The 24,164-nt window shown below is 58.3% G+C and carries 23 protein-coding genes; 4 read left to right on the top strand and 19 right to left on the bottom strand.

Annotated features, from left to right (window positions below; all coding sequences use genetic code 11):
* The first annotated feature begins 18 nt into the window (after positions 1-18).
* The gene (locus tag C4S59_RS15940; RefSeq protein WP_103911597.1) at positions 19-1,266 is read left to right on the top strand and encodes an extracellular solute-binding protein; all 1,248 of its coding nucleotides are present in this window, start codon (positions 19-21) and stop codon (positions 1,264-1,266) included.
* Between the two features lie 60 nt (positions 1,267-1,326).
* The gene (locus C4S59_RS15935; protein WP_103911530.1) at positions 1,327-2,154 is read left to right on the top strand and encodes a metallophosphoesterase; all 828 of its coding nucleotides are present in this window, start codon (positions 1,327-1,329) and stop codon (positions 2,152-2,154) included.
* A 101-nt stretch (positions 2,155-2,255) separates the two neighbouring features.
* Here C4S59_RS15935 and C4S59_RS15930 read toward each other — a convergent pair whose 3' ends face one another.
* The 9 genes from C4S59_RS15930 to phnG form a co-directional block, all read right to left on the bottom strand.
* Entirely contained in the window at positions 2,256-3,452 is a 1,197-nt protein-coding gene (locus C4S59_RS15930; protein WP_103911529.1) for an alpha-D-ribose 1-methylphosphonate 5-triphosphate diphosphatase, read from the bottom strand.
* Positions 3,453-3,599: 147 nt separating this feature from the next.
* A complete protein-coding gene (gene phnN, locus C4S59_RS15925; protein WP_103911528.1) occupies positions 3,600-4,151 on the bottom strand; it encodes a phosphonate metabolism protein/1,5-bisphosphokinase (PRPP-forming) PhnN in 552 nt (183 codons plus the stop codon).
* Positions 4,148-4,831: a phosphonate C-P lyase system protein PhnL gene (gene phnL / locus C4S59_RS15920; protein ID WP_103911527.1), complete on the bottom strand. Its 684-nt coding sequence runs from the start codon at positions 4,829-4,831 to the stop codon at positions 4,148-4,150. The genes phnN and phnL overlap by 4 nt, the downstream gene beginning before the upstream one ends.
* A 3-nt stretch (positions 4,832-4,834) precedes the next feature.
* Entirely contained in the window at positions 4,835-5,617 is a 783-nt protein-coding gene (gene phnK / locus C4S59_RS15915; protein WP_103911526.1) for a phosphonate C-P lyase system protein PhnK, read from the bottom strand.
* Positions 5,617-6,525, bottom strand: a complete 909-nt coding sequence (locus C4S59_RS15910) for an alpha-D-ribose 1-methylphosphonate 5-phosphate C-P-lyase PhnJ (RefSeq protein WP_103911525.1) — start codon at positions 6,523-6,525, stop codon at positions 5,617-5,619. Before C4S59_RS15910 ends, phnK begins: the two co-directional genes overlap by 1 nt.
* Complete coding sequence (locus tag C4S59_RS15905; protein WP_103911524.1) at positions 6,522-7,115, bottom strand: HAD family hydrolase; 594 nt, start codon at positions 7,113-7,115, stop codon at positions 6,522-6,524. Before C4S59_RS15905 ends, C4S59_RS15910 begins: the two co-directional genes overlap by 4 nt.
* On the bottom strand, positions 7,112-8,200 hold the full coding sequence (locus C4S59_RS15900) for a carbon-phosphorus lyase complex subunit PhnI (RefSeq protein ID WP_103911523.1): 1,089 nt from the start codon (positions 8,198-8,200) through the stop codon (positions 7,112-7,114). The genes C4S59_RS15905 and C4S59_RS15900 overlap by 4 nt, the downstream gene beginning before the upstream one ends.
* On the bottom strand, positions 8,201-8,764 hold the full coding sequence (phnH, locus tag C4S59_RS15895; RefSeq protein ID WP_103911522.1) for a phosphonate C-P lyase system protein PhnH: 564 nt from the start codon (positions 8,762-8,764) through the stop codon (positions 8,201-8,203).
* Positions 8,764-9,219 (bottom strand): phosphonate C-P lyase system protein PhnG, encoded by a 456-nt coding sequence (phnG, locus tag C4S59_RS15890; protein ID WP_103911521.1) that lies wholly within the window; start codon positions 9,217-9,219, stop codon positions 8,764-8,766. The genes phnH and phnG overlap by 1 nt, the downstream gene beginning before the upstream one ends.
* A gap of 116 nt (positions 9,220-9,335) precedes the next feature.
* Between phnG and phnF the strand changes: the two genes are divergently transcribed.
* Entirely contained in the window at positions 9,336-10,043 is a 708-nt protein-coding gene (gene phnF / locus C4S59_RS15885) for a phosphonate metabolism transcriptional regulator PhnF (protein ID WP_103911520.1), read from the top strand.
* On the opposite strand, the gene C4S59_RS15880 is transcribed toward phnF, so the two are convergent.
* From C4S59_RS15880 to C4S59_RS15825, 10 genes are all read right to left on the bottom strand, one after another.
* Positions 10,040-10,657, bottom strand: a complete 618-nt coding sequence (locus C4S59_RS15880; RefSeq protein WP_103911519.1) for an LbetaH domain-containing protein — start codon at positions 10,655-10,657, stop codon at positions 10,040-10,042. The genes phnF and C4S59_RS15880 overlap by 4 nt on opposite strands.
* The gene (phnE, locus tag C4S59_RS15875) at positions 10,657-11,970 is read right to left on the bottom strand and encodes a phosphonate ABC transporter, permease protein PhnE (protein WP_103911518.1); all 1,314 of its coding nucleotides are present in this window, start codon (positions 11,968-11,970) and stop codon (positions 10,657-10,659) included. Before phnE (C4S59_RS15875) ends, C4S59_RS15880 begins: the two co-directional genes overlap by 1 nt.
* 1 nt (position 11,971) lies before the next feature.
* The gene (phnE, locus tag C4S59_RS15870; protein WP_103911517.1) at positions 11,972-12,826 is read right to left on the bottom strand and encodes a phosphonate ABC transporter, permease protein PhnE; all 855 of its coding nucleotides are present in this window, start codon (positions 12,824-12,826) and stop codon (positions 11,972-11,974) included.
* Positions 12,827-12,928: 102 nt separating this feature from the next.
* Positions 12,929-13,840 carry a phosphonate ABC transporter substrate-binding protein gene (phnD, locus tag C4S59_RS15865; RefSeq protein WP_103911516.1) on the bottom strand — a complete coding sequence of 304 codons (912 nt, stop codon included), beginning with the start codon at positions 13,838-13,840 and terminating at the stop codon, positions 12,929-12,931.
* A gap of 52 nt (positions 13,841-13,892) precedes the next feature.
* A complete protein-coding gene (gene phnC, locus C4S59_RS15860; protein ID WP_103911515.1) occupies positions 13,893-14,693 on the bottom strand; it encodes a phosphonate ABC transporter ATP-binding protein in 801 nt (266 codons plus the stop codon).
* A 760-nt stretch (positions 14,694-15,453) separates the two neighbouring features.
* A complete protein-coding gene (locus C4S59_RS15850) occupies positions 15,454-17,454 on the bottom strand; it encodes a type IV secretory system conjugative DNA transfer family protein (RefSeq protein WP_103911596.1) in 2,001 nt (666 codons plus the stop codon).
* 8 nt (positions 17,455-17,462) lie between these two features.
* Entirely contained in the window at positions 17,463-19,796 is a 2,334-nt protein-coding gene (locus C4S59_RS15845) for a relaxase/mobilization nuclease domain-containing protein (protein WP_103911513.1), read from the bottom strand.
* On the bottom strand, positions 19,783-20,376 hold the full coding sequence (locus tag C4S59_RS15840) for a helix-turn-helix domain-containing protein (RefSeq protein ID WP_103911595.1): 594 nt from the start codon (positions 20,374-20,376) through the stop codon (positions 19,783-19,785). The genes C4S59_RS15845 and C4S59_RS15840 overlap by 14 nt, the downstream gene beginning before the upstream one ends.
* A 547-nt stretch (positions 20,377-20,923) precedes the next feature.
* The gene (locus C4S59_RS15835) at positions 20,924-21,130 is read right to left on the bottom strand and encodes a hypothetical protein (RefSeq protein ID WP_103911512.1); all 207 of its coding nucleotides are present in this window, start codon (positions 21,128-21,130) and stop codon (positions 20,924-20,926) included.
* Positions 21,131-21,668: 538 nt separating this feature from the next.
* A complete protein-coding gene (locus tag C4S59_RS15825; RefSeq protein WP_103911511.1) occupies positions 21,669-22,598 on the bottom strand; it encodes a DUF2493 domain-containing protein in 930 nt (309 codons plus the stop codon).
* 861 nt (positions 22,599-23,459) lie between these two features.
* Here C4S59_RS15825 and C4S59_RS15820 point away from each other — a divergent pair.
* Positions 23,460-24,164 (top strand): Abi family protein (locus C4S59_RS15820; RefSeq protein WP_103911510.1); only part of this gene is annotated, 705 nt, incomplete at its 3' end.

The following is a 24,164-nucleotide window of genomic DNA, read 5'->3' as shown; positions in this document are numbered from 1 at the left end:
AACAATTGGAGAGAGAACATGAAATTCACGACTTCTGCAATGGCCCTAATCTTGTCTGCCACTGCCGCCCTGGCGGAAGACAAAGTCACGATCGATTTCGCTTACCCTTACAGCCACCTGTTTGACGTAACCTACGAAGCGATGATGCCTGGGTTCTACGAAGCGCATCCAAACATCGAAGTTAACTTCCGCGCGACGTACGAATCCTACGAAGACGGGACAAACACCATCCTGCGCGAAGCGGTGTCCGGTAACCTTCCAGACGTGACGATGCAGGGCCTGAACCGTCAGCAAATCCTTGTTGAAAAAGGCATTGCCAAGTCTCTTGAGCCCTTCATCGCGGGCGAAGCGGACTTTGAGAAAGACGGCTACCACGACGCGATGCTGTCGCTGTCCACATTCGGTGACAACGTACACGGCCTACCGTTTTCCGTGTCCCTGCCCGTCGGCTACTACAACATGGACATCATACGCGCAGGCGGTATCGAAGAGCTGCCGCAGACATGGGACGACGTGATCGCGGCCTGCAAGACCATGAAGGCCAACGGCATCGACAACCCTATCTTCTGGGGCTGGAACATCACCGGTAACTGGTTCATGCAGGCGCTTTTGTGGTCGCAGGACAAGGCGATTGTTGAAAATGGCCATGTGACCATGGACAGCCCCGAGGCGTTGGTCGCGCTGGAGCAGATGCAGGAGATTTTCACCGAATGCGAGATGCAGAACCTTGAGTGGAAGGCCGCGCTGGCGTCCTTCTCGGCCGGTGAGATCGGCATGATGTTCTGGTCCACCTCTGCTCTGGGCGCGGTTGAGCGCAGCCAAGGCGATTTCGAACTGGTCACGGGCCCCTTCCCGGGTCTGGACGGCGCGCCCATGGGTCTGCCTGCGGGCGGCAACGCGGCGATGCTGACATCAACCTCTGACGATCCAAAGGTGCGAGAAGCGGCCTGGACCTGGCTCAAGTACATCACCTCGGGCGAAGGCGCGGCCGAAGTGGCCAAAACCACGGGCTATATGCCGCCGAACAAGGCCGCGAACGAGATCATCCTCGCCGATTTCTACGATAAGAACCCGAACAAGCAGACCGCCGTAGATCAGCTGCCGCTGCTGCGCGACTGGCTGGCCTATCCGGGCGACAATGGTCTGGCAATCACGCAAGTGATTTACGACGGCATCGAGCGCATCGTCACCGGCGACGCCACCGACATGAAAGAGCTGCAACAAGAGCTGGCCGAAGAAATCGCTGACCTGCTGCCAAACGGTTAACCACAAACGCGGCCGTCGGCTTTTGCTGGCGGCCGCCTCCTATTTAGAAGGGCCGAGCAGATGAAAATCGTCCATATTTCCGACATCCACTTTACCGTTCCCGGCGAACGAATGGGCGGGCTAAACCCGCACAAACGGCTAGCCCAAGCACTCAATGATGTGAACGAAAATCATTCTGACGCTGCGCGTATCGTGATCACAGGTGACTTGACCCACTGGGCAGAGCGCGAGGCTTATGCAGCCCTGCGCGATGTGCTGGCCCAACAGGCTATCTCCGTCCGTCTATTGGTGGGAAATCATGACAACCGCGAAACCTTCCTCTCGGTTTTTCCGGAGCAAGAAACAGATGCACATGGTTACGTGAATTATTCGGAAGTGGTTGGGGACAGCTGTTTCATCTATCTAGATAGCACTCAACCGTTGACGCATGCTGGCCATTTTGGGCCTGATCGCTGCGCTTGGTTACAGGCCGAACTCGAAAAAGCGACACACGCGCGCATTTTCCTGCATCACAACCCGATGGAGATCAAACTGCCTGCCGAAGATCAAATCGCCCTGGTCGCCGAAGATCGCCCAAGGTTACGGGCTTTACTTGAAACCTATAAAGCCAAAATCGACTATATTCATTTTGGTCATGTGCATGCCCCAATCCATGGAACCTATTGCGGCATTCCATTTTCAAGCGTGCCGTCCACCTGCAACCAATCCTACCCGGACATGAAAGAAACCAAGTTGCTGGCCGGTGGCCCTATGGAGCCCGCGTATCATGTACTTCTGATCCAAGAGCGCGACACCATCATTCACCAGATCCCGTTTAACTGGGACGGTCCACTGTTCGCGACTGGTGCAGAATGGGAAGACTGGTCTAAACCAGTAGCCGCACAATGACGTCAGCAAGAACCTCTTGTCTTTCGAATTGAAGCAAGGCGAAGGAGCAGAGGTTCGCCTTTTATATTTTTTGCACGCACTCTGAATCGAATGTTTTCAGGCTAGCCGACTTGTCGGCCTTGACTCCAAACCCCACGCAAAATGGGTTTGTCGTCAAAGGTTCGGACACGGAGCAGATCCCCACGCAAGCCAGTCTCCAAGGCACCACGATCGGTCAACTTGGCAGCTTTCGCAGGATTTCGCGTCACTGTCGAAACGGCACGGCACAAGTTGCCCCAGACCTTCGCAAGCTCAAATGCCGAGAGCAAAAGTCCTGCGGGCACGTAGTCTGAGGACACAATGTCCAAAAGACCTGCCGATGCAAGTTCAATGGCTGCGACGTTGCCTGAATGAGAGCCGCCTCTGATTAAATTCGGCGCCCCCATCATGACTGCGATGCCGTGCTCTTTACAGGCTTCGGCTGCCTCAACTGTTGTCGGAAACTCTGCAAAGTTGACACCGTTTTCCGACGAGGTCGCGACGTGTTCGGCTGTTGTATCATCGTGACTGGCGAGCACGGCACCCAACCGTTTTGCCTCGGCCAAGGCGCCGGCTTCGTGTTTCGCCCCAAACTGATTTTGTAGGTTCAGCAAATTAGCCACGTGCGCTTTGAATTCTTCGTCATTCATACCGCGCTTTTTCGCAACATAGGTCTTAAGCGCGCTCAGGTCGCGGAACTGGCGTTGATACGGCGTGTGATCCATAAGACTAACAATGCCCACACGATCTTCTGGGCTAAAGCGGGCCAATTCTTCGAGCAGCGTTTGGGAACAAATCTCTGCGCGAAGGTGGATAAAGTGACTGATTTTGAACACGCCCTGAGCGCGCGCGGCCAGCAATTCATCCGCGACCGTTCGGGCATATTCACCATAGCCTCCTTTGCCACTGGTATGGATCGAGCCAACGCGCAGCGCGTCAAATACGGTGGTGATCCCTGTTGAGGCAAGCTCGGCATCATGCGCCAAAAGCGCCGGAAGGTGCGGCCAATCTACATCCGGGCGCGGTTCAAGGTGACGCTCGAGATTGTCTGTGTGCAGTTCTACCAACCCAGGCAGGACATAGTCTCCCTCACAGTCAATCGCGCCCGACGGGATGTCTCCACCCTCGGTGATCTCCGTGATCACGCCGCTTTCAACGGTAATCGACCCGCGCACCACTTGGTCGCTGAGAACCAATTTTGCATTTGCGAGGCAAATATCACTCACCTGCGCGGCGTCGCCAGAATTCGGAAGATTAGTGTGATCGATGGGAGAATTCATGGTTAACTCTTCTTGAAAATATTGGCGTTTGGTTGTTTTTCCGGAGGCCGGGACCAAGTCAGCGCGCCGCATTTGATCTGATCTACTTAGGGGATGTTACAGCGCTGTGACGCCCTGTCTGACCGGTCTTCTGACGCGCAGGCCTGTTCATTGCGAAACCTTCTCAAGCTTCAAAAGCGCAAGTGCCTGCAACACGGTTGCATCCAGTTCCGCTTCATTTGCGAGATGAACCACATCCAATCCTTCGGGCAGAGGTTTATCCGCTTGCTTGAGACGTTTTTCAATCTGCGCGTCGGTTTCGCGGCCTCGGGCACGTAGGCGCTTTGCTAGCACCTCAGGCGATGCCGTGATGTTGAGGACCCGAAAGGCATCAAACGCTTCGGCACCTCTAAGAAGCGCTGAGCGCGAGAAATTCGCGAGGCAGGTTTGGCCCACGGCCAACTTGGCCTTTACGCTCTGAGGGATCGCATAAAACAAATCATGGGCGCCCCAATGGACAGCAAACTCCCCCAGCTCAGCACGGCGTTCGAACTCGGGCACTGTCACCGCAGTATAGTCTTCACCGCCAAGTTCAGGCGCGCGGGTAATCACACGTTTGACGAGATGCACCTCTGGACAGGCCGCTTTTATTCCCATCATTACACTGTCTTTGCCAACTCCAGATGGGCCAACGACGGCAATGAGACATCCCCGTTTCATGCGGCTTGTCCTCTGGTGAACTCCGTCACATCAATTTCCCGATCACAAACCCGCTCACGCGCCGCCTCGTCGTGAAAAATCCCAATGATGGCAGCGCCGCGTGATTTGGCCTCTTCGATGAGGGACAAGACAACCTCGCGATTTGCGGCATCCAAACTGGCTGTCGGCTCATCTAGCAGCATGGCGGGATAGCTATGGGCGAAGCCGCGGGCAATATTTACACGCTGCTGCTCGCCGCCTGAAAACGTTGTTGGCGACAAGGACCAGAGGCGCTCAGGGATGTTCAGCTTCGACAAAAGCTCTTCGGCACGCGCGGTTGCCTCTTCGGACGTTGCGCCAACCGCACGCAAAGGCTCGGAGACAACATCAATCGTTGGCACGCGCGGCACAACCCGGAGGAATTGGCTGACATATCCCAGCACCTCACGGCGCAGAGCGATGACCTCGCGGGGCTCAGCTTTGACCAAATCCGTTTCGCCGATCTTAATCTCGCCCGCTTGAGTCAAGTAGTTGCCATAGATCATCCGCATCAATGTGGATTTCCCCGCCCCCGACGCGCCAGTGAGCGCCACGCACTCACCCCGAGCGACGCTCAGCGAAACACCCGAAAGCACATTGATCACAGCGCTACCCTGATTGTGCAAAGTGAAGGTTTTGGAAACGTTGTTCAGTTCAATCATGGCTCACACCTGCAAAACAGAGCTGACAAGAAGTTGGCTATAGGCATGCTGTGGATCATCGAGCACCTGGTCGGTGAGACCTGCTTCGACCACGTGACCTGACTTCATAACCATCAATCGATCCGCCAGTAGGCGCACAACGGCGAGGTCGTGGGTGACAATGATCGCAGACAGTCCCATGTCGCGCACCAATCCCCGCACCAGATCCAGCAAACGGGCTTGTACAGAGACATCAAGACCGCCCGTCGGCTCATCCATGAACACAAGGCGCGGGCCGGTGACGAGATTCCGTGCGATTTGCAAACGCTGCTGCATCCCGCCTGAAAAGGTGGTCGGACGGTCATCGACGCGATCCGCGCTAATCTCGACCCGCTGGAGCCAATCGGTGGCCTTGCCGCGAATATCACCGTAGTTGCGCGCGCCAACGGCCATGAGCCTCTCGCCCACATTGCCGCCCGCGCTGACCCCCATGCGCAGACCGTCCCGCGCATGTTGATGCACAAAGGCCCAGTCTGTGCGGCTGAGCATGCGCCGCTCTGGTTCGGACATTTGAACCGTATCGCGTGGTCCATCGGCGCGGGTATCAAACACCACTTCGCCCCGATCAGGCGCGAGATGCCCCGCCATACAGTTAAGCAAAGTCGATTTGCCGGAGCCAGATTCTCCAACGATGCCCATGACCTCGCCCGGGTAGAGATCAAAGCTCACATCCTTGCAGCCAATATGAGCGCCGTAGAATTTTGAGAGGCTTTTGACGGACAAAAGCGGTTGATCTGCGCGGCTCATCACAACACCTCCAATGTGGGTTTGGTCATGGTGGTCGCAGCCATCTGATCTGTCGCCGCCATTGCGCCGACAAATCCTTTGGCGCGGCGCCCCTCGCAGTAGTCCGTGTCTGAACAAACAAACATGCGCCCGCCCTCATCATCCACAATGACCTCGTCGAGATAGCTGTCTTCGGCCCCGCACAGACCACAAGGGTGATCTGCTTTCGAGGCTTCAAAAGGGTGGTCCTCAAAGTCGAGGCTCACGGCCTTTGTGTAAGGAGGCAAGGCATAGATCCGCTGTTCACGGCCCGCGCCAAACAGCTGGATCGCTGCCATGTCACCCAATTTCGGGTTGTCAAACTTCGGGATCGGAGAGGGGTCCATCACGTAGCGGTCCTCGACCTTGACCGGATAGGCGTAAGACGTCGCGATATGGCCGTGACGCGAAATATCCTCGTAGAGTTTTACATGCATGAGGCCATATTCCTCGAGGCTATGCATCTTGCGCGTTTCACTTTCTCGCGGCTCCAAAAAGCGCAAAGGCTCGGGAATAGGAACTTGGTAAACAAGGATTTGATCCTCGGTCAAACCCTCTTCCGGGATGCGGTGGCGCGTTTGAATGACTCTCGCTTCAGACGTGCGCGTGGTGGTTTTGACCTGCGCGGTTTTTTCAAAGAACGTGCGGATAGACACAGCATTGGTCGTATCATCAGCGCCTTGATCTATGACCTTGAAGGTATCTTCGGGGTGCAGCACCGCCGCAGACACCTGAACGCCACCCGTGCCCCAGCCATAAGGCATCGGCATCTCACGGCTGGCAAAGGGTACTTGGTAGCCTGGAATGGCCAGCCCCTTGAGGATCGCACGGCGGATCATCCGTTTTGTTTGTTCGTCCAAATAGGCAAAATTGTAGGCGCTCTCGCTCATAGCAGCCCCCTCTGTTTGAGACCCTGCGCGAGCGCGTCTGGCCCCGTAAAATGAATTGCGTCCATGCCCGCGGTCCGCGCGCCGACACAGTTGTGAAGCCCGTCGTCGATAAAGACGCAGTCACTGGCCTCCACCCCCGCCAAGTCGCAGAAGTGCTGGAAAATTTGAACGCTTGGTTTGATCATGCCGACTTGCCCAGACACGACCGTCGCCTCGAAAACCTCGGCAAGCTCTGGATGCGCTTTGCAGCCCTCGGGCCAGGTTTCAGCGGACCAATTTGTGATGGCAAAAACGCGCACGCCTTCATTTTTGAGAGTGTAAAGAATGTCCCAAGTTCCTTGGATTTTATGCGGCACCGTCTTTGTGTAGCGCTCGACATATTGGCGCAGGTGCTCGGCGTCTTCGGGATCATCAATCAGGCGCGCGGCCTGCTCAAAACGTGCTCCAGCATCACAGGCCAGATTCAATTTATCGAAAGAAACCCGTTTCAAAAACGCCTCGGTTTCCGCCCTGCCCAGATCCTGAGCCCATGCCAAAGCAGGCTGCCAATCGATCAAAACCGCGCCAATGTCAAAAACGACATGTTTCATTCGGCGGCCTCCTGCGCGGTATTCTCCATCGCCTCGCGGCGCAGTTTGCGCACAAGCTCGAGCTCGGATTGGAAATCCACATAATGCGGCAGCTTGATGTGTTCGAGAAAGCCCGTCGCTTGGATATTGTCCGCGTGATAGAGGACAAATTCCGCATCTTGCGCTGGCGCGCCAACAAAGTCTTCGCCCAGTTCTTCCCAGCGGAGCGCGCGATCCACAAGCGCCATGGAAATCGCTTTACGCTCGGTCTGACCAAAGACTAGCCCATAGCCACGGGTGAACTGGGGAGGCTCGGTTTTAGACCCTGTGAACTGGTTCACAGTTTCGCATTCCGTGACCGTCACCTCTCCTATATCGATCGCAAAACCCAGCTCTGGGATGTCCATTTCAACGGGAACGCTACCGATGCGCAATTCACCGACAAAAGCATGGTTTCGGGCGTAGCCACGCTGGGTGGAATAAGCGAGGCCCAAAGTGAACCCCTCGTCTGCGCGGGTGAGCGCTTGCAACCGCAGCGCGCGATCTGCCGGCATCTCAAGCGGCTCACGCGTCAAATCAGGCGGCACGCTATCGTCACGTGGCGCTTCCTCCATCAAACCTTCGCCATTGAGGAACTCGGCAACATGCGGCACATCTGAGCGCTCCGTCGCGCGCGTCGGCGCCTCTGGCGTCTCCCCATCGGCGGCAAGTTTGAAGTCCAGCAAACGGTGTGTATAGTCGAATGTTGGGCCTAAAACCTGCCCCCCTGGCAAATCCTTAAAGGTCGCCGAAATGCGGCGATCACAGGCCATCACACCTGTATCAATCGGTTCGGACGCGCCAAAACGCGGCAGTGTGGTGCGGTAAGCCCGAATGAGGAAAATCGCCTCGATCAGGTCCCCCCGCGCTTGTTTGATCGCCAAGGCCGCAAGGTCCGGATCATAGAGCGATCCTTCGGCCATCACGCGGTTCACGGCAAGTGCGAGTTGCTCTCGGATCTGCGCAATCGACAGCTCGGTCACAGATGGATCGCCGCGTCTCTCTTCAGCCAGCCAAGCATGGGCGTTTGCGATCGCGGCCTCGCCGCCTTTGACTGCAACATACATTTAGGACACCTCCGTCGATCTGGGTAGAGCCGCGACCTGATCGCCGCAGGTGAAAATGAAATCGAGGCCAAGCGGGAACTGCCCATGGTTCGTTTGAAATGCCGCTGTTTCGGGCAAGGACAACGCTGCGGTTGTTTGTATGCCCGGGCCGGTCAAGGTTGCGCCCGCTGCCTCAAGGCTGGGCAATTCGACGATCAAGGTCGCAGAACGGTCCGGATATTCCGAGGTCCCGATCTGGTATTGGGACAGCTCTCCCAAATCTTCCCAGCGTCCGAGCACAAAGTCCGCATGATGAGGGCCTACAAATGGCGCGCCTGTGTGGAACGCGAGCCAAGCACGCACCGCGTCGCAATCGGTAGGGCCTGTCAGATGAACTGATGTGTCAGGGTCGCAAAGCGTGAGCAAAACAGCGCCCGCAGCAGGTGACAGAGGCGCGGGCGGCAGAGCGCCCATGATGTCGTAGATGCGGCCCGGCCGCGCCATGGCTTCCATGACCGAGCGAAAGGCTTGGGCCGCGTCTATCGCGGGATTGGCAAAGCCTCCTGAGAGAACGTCGGCGTCCATCAATCCTCTCCTCTGACCATGGTGAAAAACTCAACTTTCGTGGCCGCAGCTTTCTCAGCACGCTTTTGTTTTTGCGCAGCAATTTCCTTGGCAATCGGGTCGAGAATGGCGGTCTGGACTAGCGTGGCCTGATCGGTCTGCATCAACGCATCGACAAGGGCCGCAGCCGTTGCGTCCTCTTTTCGGCGCCCCTGTATATAGGCGTGACCAACCTCACCTGAGCTCAGCTTGAGCGCGCAGCGTGTGAGGGTCATTTCACCTAAATTAAACGGCGCACCTGTCGCGCCAGCACGGCCGCGCACCATAGTGCTACCGATCTCGGGCGCGCGCAGCCACGTAAAATCCGGGCGCTGGGTTGCGGCGTTCAAAAGCTCTGAAACTCGACCCTCAGGTGCCTTTGCCAAGAGGCTCATCCAGATTTTTCGCGGGTTTTCCGCCTCTACAGTATCTTTCATGTCGACAACTTTGCGCTATCCTATACAACTATACACATTTTATCGAAGAGCTTGATTCACTGCGATAAGAGTTTTGTGAAACTTCCGTGACGCAGCGTTGAAAAAATGAGGTCGGTTTGAGAAAGACACCGATTTGGAAGGCCATTGCCGATGCCCTGCGCGAAGACATTTCAGAGAGGCGCTATGGAGAGGGGGGCAAGCTGCCCACAGAAGCGGCTTTGGCCGAACGATTTGGGGTCAATCGCCATACGGTGCGCCACGGGATTGCCGCACTGGTGGACGAAGGGCTGCTGCGCTCCCGCCGCGGTTCGGGCGTTTTTGTCTCGGCGCGCCCGACTGATTACCCTCTCGGAAAACGCGTGCGCTTTCATGAAAATCTGATTGCTGCGGGGCGTTCGCCGTTACGGAAATTGCTCCATTTAGAAACGCGATTTGCCACCGAAGGCGAAGCCATAGCATTGGACATTGCCCAAGGAGATCCGGTCTGCGCCTATCATGGGCTATCCTTTGCAGATGAGCAGCCGATTGCCTTGTTCGAGAGCCTGTTTCCGCTCGAACGTTTGCCCGAGATCGAGACGGCTTTACGCACGATCAACAGCGTTACAAAAGCACTCACCCATGTTGGGGTCGAGGATTATACACGTGCCTCAACGCGGCTGACGGCGGTCCGCGCCACACCCACGCAGGCGCTACATCTCAATCTGATCGAAGGTGATCCTTTGCTCAAATCGACCAGCGTGAACGTGGATGCTCAAGGACGCCCTGTTGAATACGGCCGCACGTATTTTGCGGGCGACCGCGTCACACTCACCTTGGAAAACTAGCCTTTGTATTTCTCCAAGAACTCTTCGACGGGCAGCTTGCGAAAATCATTGAGGGTTTCACGCAGCCGCTCGTGCGGCCAGTCCCACCATGCCAAAGCAATGATCCGCTCGGCGATCTCGCGCGGCTGACGTAGACGCAACACCTTAGCCGGTGTGCCCGCAACGATCGTATAGGGTTCGACATCTTTGGTCACGACAGCGCCTGAGGCGACGACCACGCCATGGCCAAGCGTGACTTCCGGTTTGATCATCGCTCCCGCACCGATCCATGTATCATGGCCGACATAGGCGAGCCGTGACTTCCGGTGCGCGAAGAAATCGGGATCGGCCTCAGCGTCATCCCAATAGTCATCGGAGCGATATAGAAAATGGTGACAAGACGCTGTGTGTAGCGGATGGTCCGTCGCGCCAATACGCGTAAACGCCGCAATGTTGGAGAACTTGCCAATCCGCGCGTTGGCGATGTCTGCGTAGCGATCACAATAGGAATAATCGCCAAAATGCGCATTATTGAGACGGCTGCCCTGCCCCACTTCAGTGTAGGCGCCAAATTCACTGCCTGTGATATGGCAATCGGGATGGATGAAGGGTTTGGTTGGTTTGAGGCGGGCCATCAATCTTTCTTTCCGATGAGTTTGTGACGCAACCAGCCAGAGAATTGGTCCATCAGCATCACGAGCAAGATCACCAAGATGATGTAATAGGTGACCTCTTCCCAATCTTTTTGCGTATAGATCGCTTGGGTCAGCAGCAGACCGATCCCGCCGCCTGTTGTCGCGCCAATGATGGTCGCGCTGCGGGTACTGGATTCAAGCGAGAAGAGGATCTGGGACAGGAAGATCGGAGTGACTTGCGGGATCACGCCGAAACGGTAGCGCTGGATCGTTTTCGCCCCTGTCGATTCAATGCCTTCGATCTGCTTCTTGTCGACGTTTTCGAGCGATTCCGAGAACATTTTGCCAAAGGTCCCCGTGTCCGTGATCAGGATCGCCAAGGTACCCGTGAGCACACCGGGCCCAAAGGCACGCGACAGGATGATCGTAAAGATCAAGCTGTCGACGCCGCGGATAAAGTCAAAGACGCGGCGGACGGCGAAACGGATCGGGCCAAGCGGTGTGAAGTTTTTCGCCGCAAGGAAGGCGAGTGGCAAAGCGATGATCGCCGCACCCATGGTGCCCAGAAAGGCCATGAGCAGGGTTTCAAAAATCGCCCATGCCACCTCAGAATGGCGCCACATCGGATTTCCCCAAAAATCATTCCAAGCGCCTGCGATGTTCGACCGCGTTGGATCAATCTGTTCACCAAAGAGGATGCTGAACACCCCATGTCCATGATACGGGCTCGAGAGCGTAAAGAAGAACAGTTCCCAGCCAATGAAATAATTGAATGCCTCGGTTTTGTTCCGCGTAAACGTCACACGGCCATCTGGCAGGGTAACGTCCAGACGGGACCAGGAAAGCGAGACCCATTCAGGCAGGTTGTTCGGATCCAGATTGGTAACGACAGCGCGGCCATCCATGCGGGCCTCGACAGGGCCGAAATCGGGCACATCAACGCGCAGTTCATTGCCCGGCAAGAAATGAGCAACCAAACCGCCATCGAGATCCACGCTGATGGTCTGAGTTTCCTCTCCTAAAACCCATGTGGGCCGCTGCCCTTCTGGATAGTCACCTTTGCGCTCACCTTCGACGCTATAAGAAATCTCACCATTGCGGTTGTCACGTGTGACCAAAACCTTGTGGGAATACATATCCGAGATCAGGACGCGCGCATTTTCCATCCGTGCCCGCTCGGCAAGGCCGAGAATATCAAAGGCAAAGAACACATAGACGAGATAGGCGAGGATCACCGCAGGCACGGCAAAACCAAACAGGCGCTTGCGGGCAAATAGCCGGTCTGCGTTTTGATAGTAGTCGGCAGCGGCCATATCAGTGCCCTCCTTTAGAGATCAAACGGTCACGCACGTAGCTGGAGAGTTGATCGAAAACGACGATGGTGGCGAACAGCAGGATGAAGATCGCAGCTGCATCATCATATTTCCCCTGCCCCCAGGACATGGCATTTTTGAGCTCGTACCCGATGCCACCTGCGCCGACAAAGCCCAGGATCGCTGAGGCGCGAATGTTAATTTCGAACCGCAGGATCGCGTAGGAAAAATAGTTCGGCGCCACTTGCGGTATCACGCCCAGCCACATGCGCTGGGTCCAAGTCGCCCCCACCGAAGAGAGACCTTCAATGGGTTTCAAATCGGCGTTCTCATTGACCTCAGAAAACAGTTTGCCCAGCGAACCCGCCGTATGAAAAGCAATCGCGATCATCGCAGGCACAGGACCGCCGCCCAAGATAAAGATCAGGACAAGCGCGATCACGATCTCGGGGAACGCACGCAAAATATCCATGATGCGGCGCACAGGACCAATGAGGGCTGGGTATTTTGCCAGACCTCGGGTCGCAAAAAGCGAAAGAAGAATAGCAAGCATAGACCCGAGCAACGTGGAAACCGCCGCGATATTGATCGTCTCGATCAAGGACGGGAAATAGGTCGCGAAATGTGAGGGCAGTTGATCGAGCTTTGGCAAAGTGTCTTTCCAGACATCTCTGGGGAAATCAAAAATATTCGGGATACCTTGCCAAAACCCGCCGGCATTCCGACTGTCCGCCAACATAAAGCCAGAGACCATAACGAGCGCAAAAAGACTGAGCGCGGCACCGCCATAGAGGCGTTTGCGTCTCACCATTTCCATATAGTTCGATTGGATGGAGGCTGTGGACATATCCGTCATTTCTGGTCCCCGCTGCAGTCTTTGCAGTATGTTTCGTGGCATCACTACGCTGCGCACGAAAAAGGCCCCGCGCAAATGCGCGGGGCCAGAACTATCAGCTGCTTACTGAGACTTCAGCTTGCGTGCTTCGATGATGGAGAGATAGGCGTCATGTGTGATCGGCTTGAAGCCGAGCGTGTCGCCTGCGGCGATGTTGTAGGCGCATTCAGGATCGTTCTCATACATGTCGTCGATGAGTGTTGTCATCTTCGCTTTCACGTCTGCAGGGAGAGCTTTGCGAAGAACAACTGGACCTTCTGGGATCTCTTTGGAGCGCCAAATTTCTGTCAGATCGTTCATGTCGATGAGACCTGCGTCAACCGCCTTGCGAAGCGCACCGGAGTTAAAGCCGTCTTCCCATGCGCCTTGACCGTCCGCCCAAGTCACCCCGCCGTCGATGTCGCCGTTGTTTACGGCAACGATTGTTTGCTCATGTCCACCTGTGAATTTCACTTCTTTGAAGTACTCACCGGATTCCATTGTGATGCCGTCTTTATATGTCGGGATTTCGATGGACGGGATGAGGTAGCCAGAAGTGGAGTTCGGGTCACCGAAACCGAAGACCTTGCCTTCCATCGCGTCGATGCTGTCGATACCGCTGTCTTTGCGCGCAAAGCCGATGGAGTAGTAACCGATGGAACCGTCGAGGTTCACTTTCACGAGAACGGGCTCAACCGCTTCTGGGTCAGACAGGTATGTTTTCGCGTAGCCAGACGCACCGAGCCATGCGTAGTCGATGGTGCCGCCGAGAAGGCCTTCGATCACACCGGCGTAGTCTGCTGGCGCGAAAACTTTTACAGGAACACCCAGCGCTTCTTCTGCGTAGTTCTTAAGACACTCGTGAGATGTCATGCGGTCCTGCGCATTTTCTCCGCCAAGGATACCGATACGGAATTCAGAGATTGTGTCCTCTGCAAAGGCCGCAGAGCTCAGGGAAGTCGTTACAACAAGTGCAATTGCAAGTGTCTTTTTCATCGTGTGTCTCCGTTAGATGAAGGGTCCCGCGAGATGCGGAGTGGCAGCTGGCTCAGGCAAACTCTTTTTGTCTGTCCAGTGTTTCGATCTCGGTTGATGTGGCGGCTTCTGAAAAGTCAGCGCCGGCTCCGTAGATGTCTCGTGCAACGCCAGTGGTCAGTTGCTCAGGCGTGCCATCAAACACGATACGCCCGTCGCGCATGCCGATCACACGGTCGCAATACCGGCGTGCTGTATCGAGGGTGTGCAGGTTTGCGATGACCATGCGGCCGTCTTCTTCGTGAATTTGACGCAAGGATTGCATTACGATCTGCGCATTCATCGGATCGAGCGAGGCAATCGGTTCGTCCGCGAGAATTATCTTGGGGTCTTGCATCAAGGCGCGGGCGATCGCGACACGCTGTTGCTGACCACCGGACAGGGCTTCTGCGCGCTTGGGCGCTTGTTCCGCGATGCCAAGACGATTGAGAATGTCGATTGCTTTGTGAATGTCGTCCTGAGGATAGAGGTTGAACATCGTCGACAAAGTGGACCGGCGGTTCAACGTGCCATGGAGAACGTTGGACACAACATCCATACGCGGCACGAGGTTAAACTGTTGAAAGATCATCGCACAGCGGGACTGCCAATTGCGTTTGGCCGCGCCGCGCAAATGGGTCACGTCTTCGCCTTCATATACAATCGACCCACTGGTGGCGTCGCTCAAACGGTTGAGCATGCGCAACATCGTCGATTTACCGGCGCCCGAGCGCCCAATGATGCCAATCATCATCGGTTTATCGACGTGAATGTTCGCAGAATCGACAGCGATTTTCTCGCCGAATTGCTTTGTCAGTGCGTCTATTGACAGCATTCTTACCCCCGAATTTGGCGGGGTTCTACGGGCGCTTCGCGAAACAAATGCTAAATTTTTGATTCATAATCTTAAAAGTTTTACGTCGCATTTGTGACGGCAGGTCGCATTTTGCACATTGAGCTCGCGCCCATGGCGATTGCGCTACGCGGAATTATCCACAGCCTGTCATGTTTTTGTTACAATTCTCACCACCTCGGGCTAAACTGTCCCTATGCGGATATTTCGTGCAATCTTTCTGGTGATCACAGTGGCGCTACCAAACGTGGCTCAGGCCAATTTGGGAGATATTAAATGTGACGACACTGCACGCCTTCGCACAACATTGACCGGTCCCCTGGGCGCTCAGCGTCAGGCTGGCGGCCTTCGTGATCCAGAAACAATGCTTGAAATTTGGGTAACTCGGCGAGATCGCGATTGGATGATCGTGCAAAACTACGCCAACGGCACCTCATGCATCGTTGCGATGGGTGAATACTGGGAAGAGGCACCCAAGGACCCCACTCTTTAAACCTACGCAAATTGGTGAGGTGCGCCGCTAGAAACGCGTCACCCGCAACATGTGCACTGCTCACAAGCTCCCGTTACTGCCGCTAGTTCAAATCCATTATTTCAGACGCATCCTACCATCGAAGGACAGCTTTGGTGAAAGCAAGGTCAAAACCAAATCTGCAGCCAAGGTCGGCTTTCCGCCCATCATGCAGATTTCTGCACCGCAAAAGGGTGTCGAAGCGCCGCCGGACAAGCGATTCTCGACTCCCTATCGAGAAACCAGCTTTTCGTGAGCCCCCTCTCGCAACATCGCTTCCATATCGTCCAAGCCATCGACGGCGGAACGCATCTGCGCCTCACCCGAGGCGCTCGCAGCTTCGGCATCCACAACCTGCCCCTCAAAATCCATTTCTATCTGCCGCTGTTCCTCTGCGACAACGGCTTGAACGACAGGCGCAGTCTTCTTTGGGGCGACATCCGTTTTCTCTGACGATTGGCCTTCAGTAGCCTGGCGTCCGGCCACCATATCAGCTTCAGACCCACGGGGCCCGCTTGACGGCGGTGTCATCGGCATGGCCCGCATACTCAGCGGCAGCGTGCCTTGCGATCCCCCTCCCCCCGGCTCCGGAAACAGCAACTCGCCCGTCTGCGCCGCATGGATCGCCTTGAACAGCCGATCGCCAAAATATTGGATCCGCTTCGCGCGGACAGGCATTTGCGCGTCGATGACCATGACGATCTCGTCAAGCGGCAGGCGGCGCGCCTCATCCTCGGGCAGGAGGGAGCTTTCTTCGGTCCGTGTCGATTGGCTGCGTCCTTCGAAGGGGTTCTTACCGATGGACTGGGATCGCGTGATGACGGTCTTTGTGGTCTTTCCGACCGCTTTGCTCAGCTCTTCGACGGTCTTTTCATCGGAGGGCGTGAGGTAGAGCTTCACGCCCGCGTTGCCCTGCAGGGCACGACGGGTGTTCTCGCCATAGATTTCATCGAGGGCGGGGATGGTCTGGGTGACCACGGCCAAATGGCCGCGATAAGTCCGTAGGGTTTCGATGCTCTCGACCACGATGGGCATTTTGCCCAAGCGATTGAACTCATCGAGCATGATCATCACCGGCCAAGGCTCGTCTGGCCCGGGGTCCTTTTCCTGCATGGCCGAGAGCAGGTCGGAGAAGAAGAGGCGGATCAGTGGCGCGAGGGGCTTCACCATAAGTGGCTGGACCACGAGATAGACCGAGAAGGGTTTCTTGCGGATCGTCCGGAAATCAAAGTCCGACACCGCGGTCGCCTCGTCGATCGCCGGGTTCTGCCATTGGTCGAGCCCCGAGGTCATCAGAAGCGAGACGTAAGAGGTTAGCGTATCGTTGTTGGTCGAGGCCAGCCGCGTGAAAATCAGCTTGGCGGCCCTGTTGTCGACCTCGTGACCGCGGGCAAAATACTCCTTCTGTTTGTTCCCGCCCGACGCGGCGATGCGGTAGATCTCGCCCAAGGTTGGGCGCTTGCGCTGGAAGGCCAAGAGCCCTGCCGCCACGAAGAGATCGATCCCGCCCTTGAGGAGGCCCTGCACCCGGTCGTTGTCGCTTTGCAGGAAGAGCGTGGCTAGAAGCTGCAATTCCATCTGCTGCCGCGCGGGGTCCTTCAGTTGATAGATGCGCAAGAGCGGGTTGTAGCGATGCGTGCGCTTGCCCTCCCAATCGGTAGGGGCAAAGCGATAGACCTTGTCGCCGTGGGCGGCACGGTGCCGGGCCGTGGCCTCAAAACACTCGCCCTTCACATCGAGCGTCACGGCGGAGCCCTGCCAGGTCAGCAGGTTCGGAATGACAAAGCCCGTGGTCTTGCCGCGACCCGTGGGGGCCACGATTAGCGCATGGGGAAAGACCTTCGAGCAGATGTATTTCGCACGGGAGGCGGGCGTTCCGAGTTTGCCGAGGATGAACCCAGTCCCGGGTGCGCCGAAGAATCCGTTGGCCTTCATCTCACGCGCGGTCTGCCAATGGGTCTGGCCAAAGCGTGTCAGGGCGGAGCCCGAGAGGGCGAGGCTCAGCATCAGGCCGGCAGCTGCGAAGCTGCCGATGATCAGGTGAATAAGTTGCGCGTCCTCTGGTCGGCGATTGAGGATCGCCATGTAGTTCTGCGCGATATAGGCAAAGTCGATCTCGGCCCCGAAGCCAAGGTCCTGGTAGGTCAGCACCGCCGAGGCGATGGTATAGCCCATGGCCCCTGTCACCAGCGTTACCAGCAAAACGCCGGTCGCGATCCGCGCTTTGCCCATCACGGCGCTCAATGGACCTGTCCCCGCTCGGTCTCGCCATCCACGTCCGCTGCGCGATGCCGTTCGTATTCGGTGTCCGCCAGTTCATCGACCACCTGGCGCAGGGCCTCCGTGTTCGCCGTCGCGGCATCCGATTGCAGGTAGACCTTGGCGACATAGAGCCGGTCGAGACGGTCCTCGAGAACCTTGTCCAGCGCATCGGCATCGCCGGATGTGAGGCGGCCCAATTGGCGGTCATCCAGCACCCGCGTGATCTCCTCGCGGAAGGCGTCCCGCTCCGCCTCGGTCTCGAAGGGCGCCGACAACTCCCCCGCCCGCTCATGCTCCAGGACACGCGCAATCTCGTTTGCGAGACGGTCGGTGCGGTCGGACTGCGGCGCAGTTTCATCGCGGGTCGCGTGGGCATCGTCGCGCGTGCCAACCGCAAGCCCCTCGCGCAACTCGGTTTCGCGGCGGACCTGATTGATGGCTTCCGTGTCCCGTATCTCCACGACGGCCGCATAGGTCGCACCGAGCCCACGGGCGAGGTGGGACGGCATGTCCGGACAGCGCGCGCGCAAGTCATCCGTGACAGCACCCGCAACGGACGCGCGGAGGTCGCGTGCCTCCATGATGCGGTCGACCTCACGGGTGATCTCGCTGGCGCGGGTCGCATCGGTGATGGTCTCCCGGTATGGCTCGGCTCGGTCGATCACGTCGCCCGGGCGTGCGAGCAGGTCCGGATGTGCCTCGAGATACGCGCGCTGCTCCGCCTCGATCCGGCGCTCCGCTCTTGACTCCACCTCCCAATCCCGGTCCTCGATCTGCGGCGCTGTCAGGCCCTCGGCGCGCATCTCCTGACGGATTGTCCCTTCCATCGCCCGCACGGCATCCTCGTGATAGTGGAACCGCTCGCTCACCGCTTCCGCATCCATGACACCATCCCGGCGCAGCACGTTTTCCCGCTCCAGAAGCGTGCCAAGCGCGACATGTACGTCGTTGAGAATGTCGCGCGCCTGTTCCAGATCGGCGCGGCGTTCGAGGTTCAGATCGCGCGCCTCGGCCATCTTGGAGAGATCATCGGCGATCCATTGATGCTCGAGTGCTGCATTTGAGGCGCCGGTTTCGATCCGGGCCACCACTTCCGATGTGCTGATCCCGGTACCCCGAAGGACCGCGTCGATCCGTGAGCGCAGGCGCGGCTCAGTGAGGCGCTCCAACTGGCTCTCTTGGATGTTCGCTTCGGAGTAAACCCCGCCTTCCGATGGCGCTTCAGACAACGTGCTCGAACGCAATCCGAGCGGCTGCATGTGCTGGACCTGCGTCTGGATCTCGATGAGGCGCTTTTCCAGCGCGGGACGATCCGTATCGGACTTCTCGGCGATCATGCCCTGCACCCGCGCGAGCTTCTCCGCATAAAGGCTTCTCAGATCCTCGAAGCTTTGATCCTCGGCCATATAGACATCTCCTGTTCGGTCCACCTGCCCGCCGCGCGCCAGCACCTCGCCCGCGCGGAAGAGAGCCGCCGCAATATCCTTGCGGGCTTCTCTGGAGGCTTCCGCTGCAAGCGAGTGGTAGACAGTTCTGGTGTTGGCGATCTCCGCCAGCGTCCGCGTCAGGTCGGTGCCCACGCGTTCACGCTCACGGGGCGCGCGCCCCTCGGCTTTCGCCGCATAGACCTCGCTGGTAGGAGCGGGATAATGCACGACGCCGCGATCCACCCGGCGCGTGGCTTCCAGGCGCACGCCATACTTTTCCGCCTCCTCGACCATGGCGAGGCGGAAATCGTCATAGTTGAAGCGGTGGTTGCGCCCCAGGAAGAAGAACTCGCCTTCCTGCGAGCGGCGGTTCAGCACCAGATGCGCATGGGGATGATCTCGGTCCTCATGCACCGCGATGATATAGTCGAAATGCCCCTCATCGGTCTGGAAGAACCGCTCGGCCACATCCGTCGCGATGTCGCGCACATCCTCCCCGCGCGTGCCGATGGGGAACGACATGAGCATATGGGTGGTCTGGCCCAGCTTGGGCTTGAAGCCCGCATCCCACCGCTTGGCAAAGCGCTCGGTGAGGTCCTTGATGTCCTTCGCTTCGAGCTTCGCCTTGCCATCCAGGAACCCGCTACTATCCACGATATGGGTGGACTTGGTGGTGAGGTAATCGAGCTGGTTCATCAGCTGCGATTTGGTGTGCGCCCCCCCGCCCCGGATCGCCTTGAAAACCGCCGGGCGGTGCCCTGCCGCCGCGCGCACAAGCTGGCTCTGCTTTGCAACGTGAAGCCCTTGCATCGAGCCCCGGATCCGGCTCCAGCCATCCCGGAAGACCTCGCCCGTGACGGCATCGACAGCATCATTCAGCCGCATGAGCAAACTCCCTCAAGGCGGCCGTGGCCTCGAGCTGCATCGCGTCGCGCCGACGCCGCAGCAGTAGGTCGATCTCGTCGGCGGAATCCAGGATGAACCGCGCCAGCCCGCGCAATTGCGCGAGGCGCAATTCGGAGAACTCGGCACTCGTGCCACCTATGGACCCCTGCCCCATCCGGTTGGCCCGCGCCATCTGCTTGGCGATCTGCGCGACCCCATTGCCAACCTCGTGCAGCGAGGCGCGGTAGCGCACCATCTCGGCCGCCATCTGCGCGTCCGGAACGAACACCCCGCATGCCGCCTGAATGAGCCGACGCAGCCCCTCGGCCCGGCTCTCGATCCCGGCTGTCACCAGCGCCGCATCGAGGGCTGCAAGCTCCGCAGAGGTCACCTTCACACTGACCGCGAAGACCGGGATCGCAGCATCCGTTTGGCGCTCGGCATCGGCTTTGAGGGTGTATTGGATCGCCCGCGGAGACACTCCAAACCGCTCCGCCAACACGGATGTCGACACACCTTCTGCAGCCTCGCGAACGATCTCCATGCGGTCCGCATCTGTGAGACGTTTTGAACGAGACATGCGAAGAAAGACCCCCTATTTCCTGCCACCTTCCACCAAGGCTGCCCCCACCTTACGATAATATACCAAGCTGTCAATTATATACTTCCGTTGAGTTCAGGCTCAGCAGCCTTGGTGTCCGCTTCCCCCGCGGCCCGCAGGGACGCGGGCCTACCCACTCACCATCAAGAACCCCACTTGTCACATGGGCCCCCTTCCACAACTCCGCCCGATGGTCTGACCGAACACGCATGTGTTCGGACGGAACCGCGGGCGGGCGCAAACCCCACCGACAGGGCGGACAGGCAGGGTTAAGGAGGGCCAGATTTGGCCTGCCAAATCTCTGCCGCAAAAACCGGGAGGCCCTGGCCGATAGGATTTTGTGGATGGCCCCCTTGAGGCTGACTGGCCGGTCTGTCGCGGCCTGACCCTTCCGGTCGGCGATCATCCTTTGATCGCGCAGCGACCGGCGGCTTGTGAGGTCGCCTCGGGCGATCTGACCGCCGGACTCGGCATCCCTGGAACAGGGACCGGGCCGCCTGATGGCGGCCCATCCTCGTCAGAGGATTCAGTCCTGCGGTTCCTTTGCGCTCGGCGGGAACATCACCAGCTCCGAGACCGCGACCGGAAAGTCGAGCTTGAGGCTGAAGAACTCCGAGCCGTCCCCGTTGCGGGTGTTGCGGAACATCGCACCCACGCGCTGAAATCGGGTGCGCTCCTGGCCATCGGTATCGGTGAACTTGACGGGGACAGTGGCGACGTAGTGGTTGGTCATTTGGGTTACTCCTTGTTGCGATGGGGATCACCCGGCACGGGGGCAAGAGGCCCGGTCGCAAGCGCAAATGCGGAGGGTCCGCGGCTCCGCCGTGGAAGCCGTATTTGTGCTTGCCGGAGCGAAGCGCAGGGCACGATTGGGCCGACCCCGTGCGATCCACATCTATGAGCAAAAAGGAGTGATCCGGATGACCCCTGCCATCACGCCGACGCCACCATCCGCGTCCTCGTCCCGCCAAGCCTGGCCGGGGTGCTGACGGAGCCCGCCTGCGCGGGTGCGATGTTCTGAGACACCACCCGAGGGACGCGCAAGTCTTCGGCCTCAAGTGCGACGTCTCGACCCCTCGCGTCTTGCCCCGCTGACGATGTGCGTGAGGTGCGCACCATCCCGAGCCCATACAGATGCGGATGGGCCGCGCTCTGACGGACCGGGTAAAGGAATAACGGTGCAGGCCGCCGCAGACTGCCGATCACGCGTGACCGACCGCACGCGCCATGAGACATGACGAAAGGGCCGCGCCAAGCGCGACCCCCTATCTTCAATCCTGCGACGCCTTCTTCGCCGGGTCCGCAACCCGCATGACCGTCAGACCTTTCGCTTCCGCCTTCTGCCCGAGGTTCAGCGCGACCCCGTTGCCGCCGAAGAGTACAACCCCCGTCGCCGCGAACTTGTCGTCCAGCATTTCGTCGTTGCACTTGAACGGTGCCGCCCGCCCATGCGCGGACCAGCGAGGATCAAAGCGCGCTTGTGCGACCCCGCGTGCCCGGGCCCACCGCGCCGCGATCATCTCCGCCCCGTGCTTGCCACCCTTATGGCAGAGGAAGATCTCCTGATTGCGGTTCTGTTTGATCCGTTCGCGAACCTTGTCGAGCGTGTTGAAGATCACATCAACATCGGTCCAGTCGGTGGCGCCTGAGACGATCAGGGGAACCCCCTCGACTTTCGACTTCTCGGCGGTCTCGCGGTCGTGCTGCTCGAGGAGCTGCCGCGCCTCGAAGACCGCCCCGGTCTCCTGCGCCCGGACGCTTGCGCGCGACCCGGCTGCCGGGATGAAGGCGTGGCCCGTTTCGATCTCGTAACATTCCGCCGCCGCCTCGCTCATCACCTCGATGGCGCCGACAATCTCGCGCAGTTGCACAAAGCGCGCCTGCGCCTCTTCGAGCGCGGTCTCGGCGATCTCCGATCCGTCGTGGGATTTTGCCAGCGCGCCGATCTTGTCGGCGGTGCGGTCGACCTCCTTGCCAAGCGCCACCTTGCGGCGCTGCAGGATCGTCGCGAGCCCATGGGCCAGCGGTTCGATTTCTGCTTCAAGCCCGGTCCCGCGCAGCTGGCCGAGCAAAGCCTCGAAGCTCTCGCGGACGATGTGGTCGGTCAGAACGTGATCCTCCGGGATCGGCAGCTGCGCGTCCTTTTCAGTCAGTCCGAAAAGTTCGATGGTCTCGTAGGTGTTTGCAGTGTCGTAAGCCATGTCTGGTCTCCAGTGTTCGGTTCCAAGGCCACCACGTGAGTGTGGTGGCATGGCCGTACGTCTGGTTCACCGAATCTGTCCGGGTCAGGGACGGCGAAGCCGCCGGCGTGCCGGGCGCAAAAGTTTTCCGCGCGCAGCACCCGACACATGCGCGCGCTCACGCACGGGACCGCCCAACGCCATAGACCCCGCCCTCGCCGAAAAGTTTTGCGATCCTTGACGCGGGCTGATTTGGGGGCCATCCGGAGGATATGCTTCCGCGCTCATGTGTGTGTGTTTTGACGGTAGGTTTGCCCGACCCGAGCAGGCAAACGGCCCGACCGGACGCGGGAGACGGATGGAGTGGCGGGATCGTTTTGGCCTAAGGCCAAAACAGACCAGAGCGCAATCCGGCGGAGCGACCGGGGAGGGACGTGCTCGCGAGGCGGGCAAACCGGGATGCCGGGCGCAACGCCGCGGTGAGGCCGCATGGCCGAATGCGCGACGGACCGAAGGGCCGTTCTCCCCTGCGACACGCGAAGCCGAGCTGGGGAGGCCGCAAGGCTCTGGCCAGGGTTGATGTGCTGGCGACGCCGCTACCGACTATACGGATTACTTGTCCAAGCATTCGATGTAATGGGCGGGTAGCGGAAGTTCGCTGTAATTGGCTCCAATGGCCGCAAAGCGCAGCCATGATCAAGTCTCGGCGCACCGAACTGACATCCCGCGTTGCCTCACCGTTCGGTGCCCCGTCTACAATGTTGACATCGTCAGCGCGGACACTATTATACATTATTGCCTTATGACCGGTGCTCCCTGACCTGGCCTCAGTCGCCTCGTTACAGCCCGGTCTTCTAATTTCTGGACATCGCCGTATCAACATTGAAGTACCTCAAGCAGCACAAGTCGATCGATGAATGCATCGACATCATGTTGATGAGGGGTATGGAAATCCCTGACCGAGGCCATGCCGAGCGCTCCCTGCACCGCATCGGATACTACCGACTCAGCGCGTTTGGGTATCCTTATCGTGACTTCTGCCCGATCCCAACTCCAGACGGCGAGACGGAGCAGAAGGTTCGATGCGACAAGTTCAAAGAGGGTACGTCCTTCGATCAGGCTATCAACTTCTATCTCTTCGACAAAACCTTGCGCATCGAGCTTCTGGACGCGATTGAGCGCATCGAGATCGCGGTTAGAACCGCGATGATTGAAGTCCTTGGGGAGCTGGGACCACATGCGCATCGCGACAGACGCTCATACAAGGATCGCTTCAGCGAAAAGGGCGAAGATGGCAGCACGCCTCTCGAGCTCTTCATAGCCGGACTGGATCAGCACTTCAGAAGCTCTAAAGAGGACTTCGCGAAGCACTTCTCACTAAAGTACTTTGGTCCTCCACCGATTTGGATCGAGGCTGGGACATGGACCTGGGGCAACCTGACCCACATTATCGCCCACCTGTCCGACAAAAACAAAATGGCAATCGCGGCGCGTATTCACCCGGACCTCCCCATGAAGACATTCGCTTCATGGATCACAGCGCTCAATGACGTCCGCAACAGCTGCGCACATCACGCCCGAACGTGG

The sequence above is a fragment of the Thalassococcus halodurans genome (assembly GCF_900108225.1).
Taxonomy (GTDB): domain Bacteria; phylum Pseudomonadota; class Alphaproteobacteria; order Rhodobacterales; family Rhodobacteraceae; genus Thalassococcus; species Thalassococcus halodurans.
This window is presented reverse-complemented; position numbering and strand designations above follow the sequence as displayed.

Excerpts from the sequence above, each read along its gene's own strand:
- C4S59_RS15940 (WP_103911597.1), top strand. The coding sequence starts at position 19 with ATGAAATTCACGACTTCTGCAATGGCCCTAATCTTGTCTGCCACTGCC.
- C4S59_RS15935 (WP_103911530.1), top strand. The coding sequence starts at position 1,327 with ATGAAAATCGTCCATATTTCCGACATCCACTTTACCGTTCCCGGCGAA.
- C4S59_RS15930 (WP_103911529.1), bottom strand. The coding sequence starts at position 3,452 with ATGAATTCTCCCATCGATCACACTAATCTTCCGAATTCTGGCGACGCC.
- phnN (WP_103911528.1), bottom strand. The coding sequence starts at position 4,151 with ATGAAACGGGGATGTCTCATTGCCGTCGTTGGCCCATCTGGAGTTGGC.
- phnL (WP_103911527.1), bottom strand. The coding sequence starts at position 4,831 with ATGATTGAACTGAACAACGTTTCCAAAACCTTCACTTTGCACAATCAG.
- phnK (WP_103911526.1), bottom strand. The coding sequence starts at position 5,617 with ATGAGCCGCGCAGATCAACCGCTTTTGTCCGTCAAAAGCCTCTCAAAA.
- C4S59_RS15910 (WP_103911525.1), bottom strand. The coding sequence starts at position 6,525 with ATGAGCGAGAGCGCCTACAATTTTGCCTATTTGGACGAACAAACAAAA.
- C4S59_RS15905 (WP_103911524.1), bottom strand. The coding sequence starts at position 7,115 with ATGAAACATGTCGTTTTTGACATTGGCGCGGTTTTGATCGATTGGCAG.
- C4S59_RS15900 (WP_103911523.1), bottom strand. The coding sequence starts at position 8,200 with ATGTATGTTGCAGTCAAAGGCGGCGAGGCCGCGATCGCAAACGCCCAT.
- phnH (WP_103911522.1), bottom strand. The coding sequence starts at position 8,764 with ATGGACGCCGACGTTCTCTCAGGAGGCTTTGCCAATCCCGCGATAGAC.
- phnG (WP_103911521.1), bottom strand. The coding sequence starts at position 9,219 with ATGAAAGATACTGTAGAGGCGGAAAACCCGCGAAAAATCTGGATGAGC.
- C4S59_RS15880 (WP_103911519.1), bottom strand. The coding sequence starts at position 10,657 with ATGGCCCGCCTCAAACCAACCAAACCCTTCATCCATCCCGATTGCCAT.
- phnE (WP_103911518.1), bottom strand. The coding sequence starts at position 11,970 with ATGGCCGCTGCCGACTACTATCAAAACGCAGACCGGCTATTTGCCCGC.
- phnE (WP_103911517.1), bottom strand. The coding sequence starts at position 12,826 with ATGACGGATATGTCCACAGCCTCCATCCAATCGAACTATATGGAAATG.
- phnD (WP_103911516.1), bottom strand. The coding sequence starts at position 13,840 with ATGAAAAAGACACTTGCAATTGCACTTGTTGTAACGACTTCCCTGAGC.
- phnC (WP_103911515.1), bottom strand. The coding sequence starts at position 14,693 with ATGCTGTCAATAGACGCACTGACAAAGCAATTCGGCGAGAAAATCGCT.
- C4S59_RS15850 (WP_103911596.1), bottom strand. The coding sequence starts at position 17,454 with ATGGGCAAAGCGCGGATCGCGACCGGCGTTTTGCTGGTAACGCTGGTG.
- C4S59_RS15845 (WP_103911513.1), bottom strand. The coding sequence starts at position 19,796 with ATGCGGCTGAATGATGCTGTCGATGCCGTCACGGGCGAGGTCTTCCGG.
- C4S59_RS15840 (WP_103911595.1), bottom strand. The coding sequence starts at position 20,376 with ATGTCTCGTTCAAAACGTCTCACAGATGCGGACCGCATGGAGATCGTT.
- C4S59_RS15835 (WP_103911512.1), bottom strand. The coding sequence starts at position 21,130 with ATGACCAACCACTACGTCGCCACTGTCCCCGTCAAGTTCACCGATACC.
- C4S59_RS15825 (WP_103911511.1), bottom strand. The coding sequence starts at position 22,598 with ATGGCTTACGACACTGCAAACACCTACGAGACCATCGAACTTTTCGGA.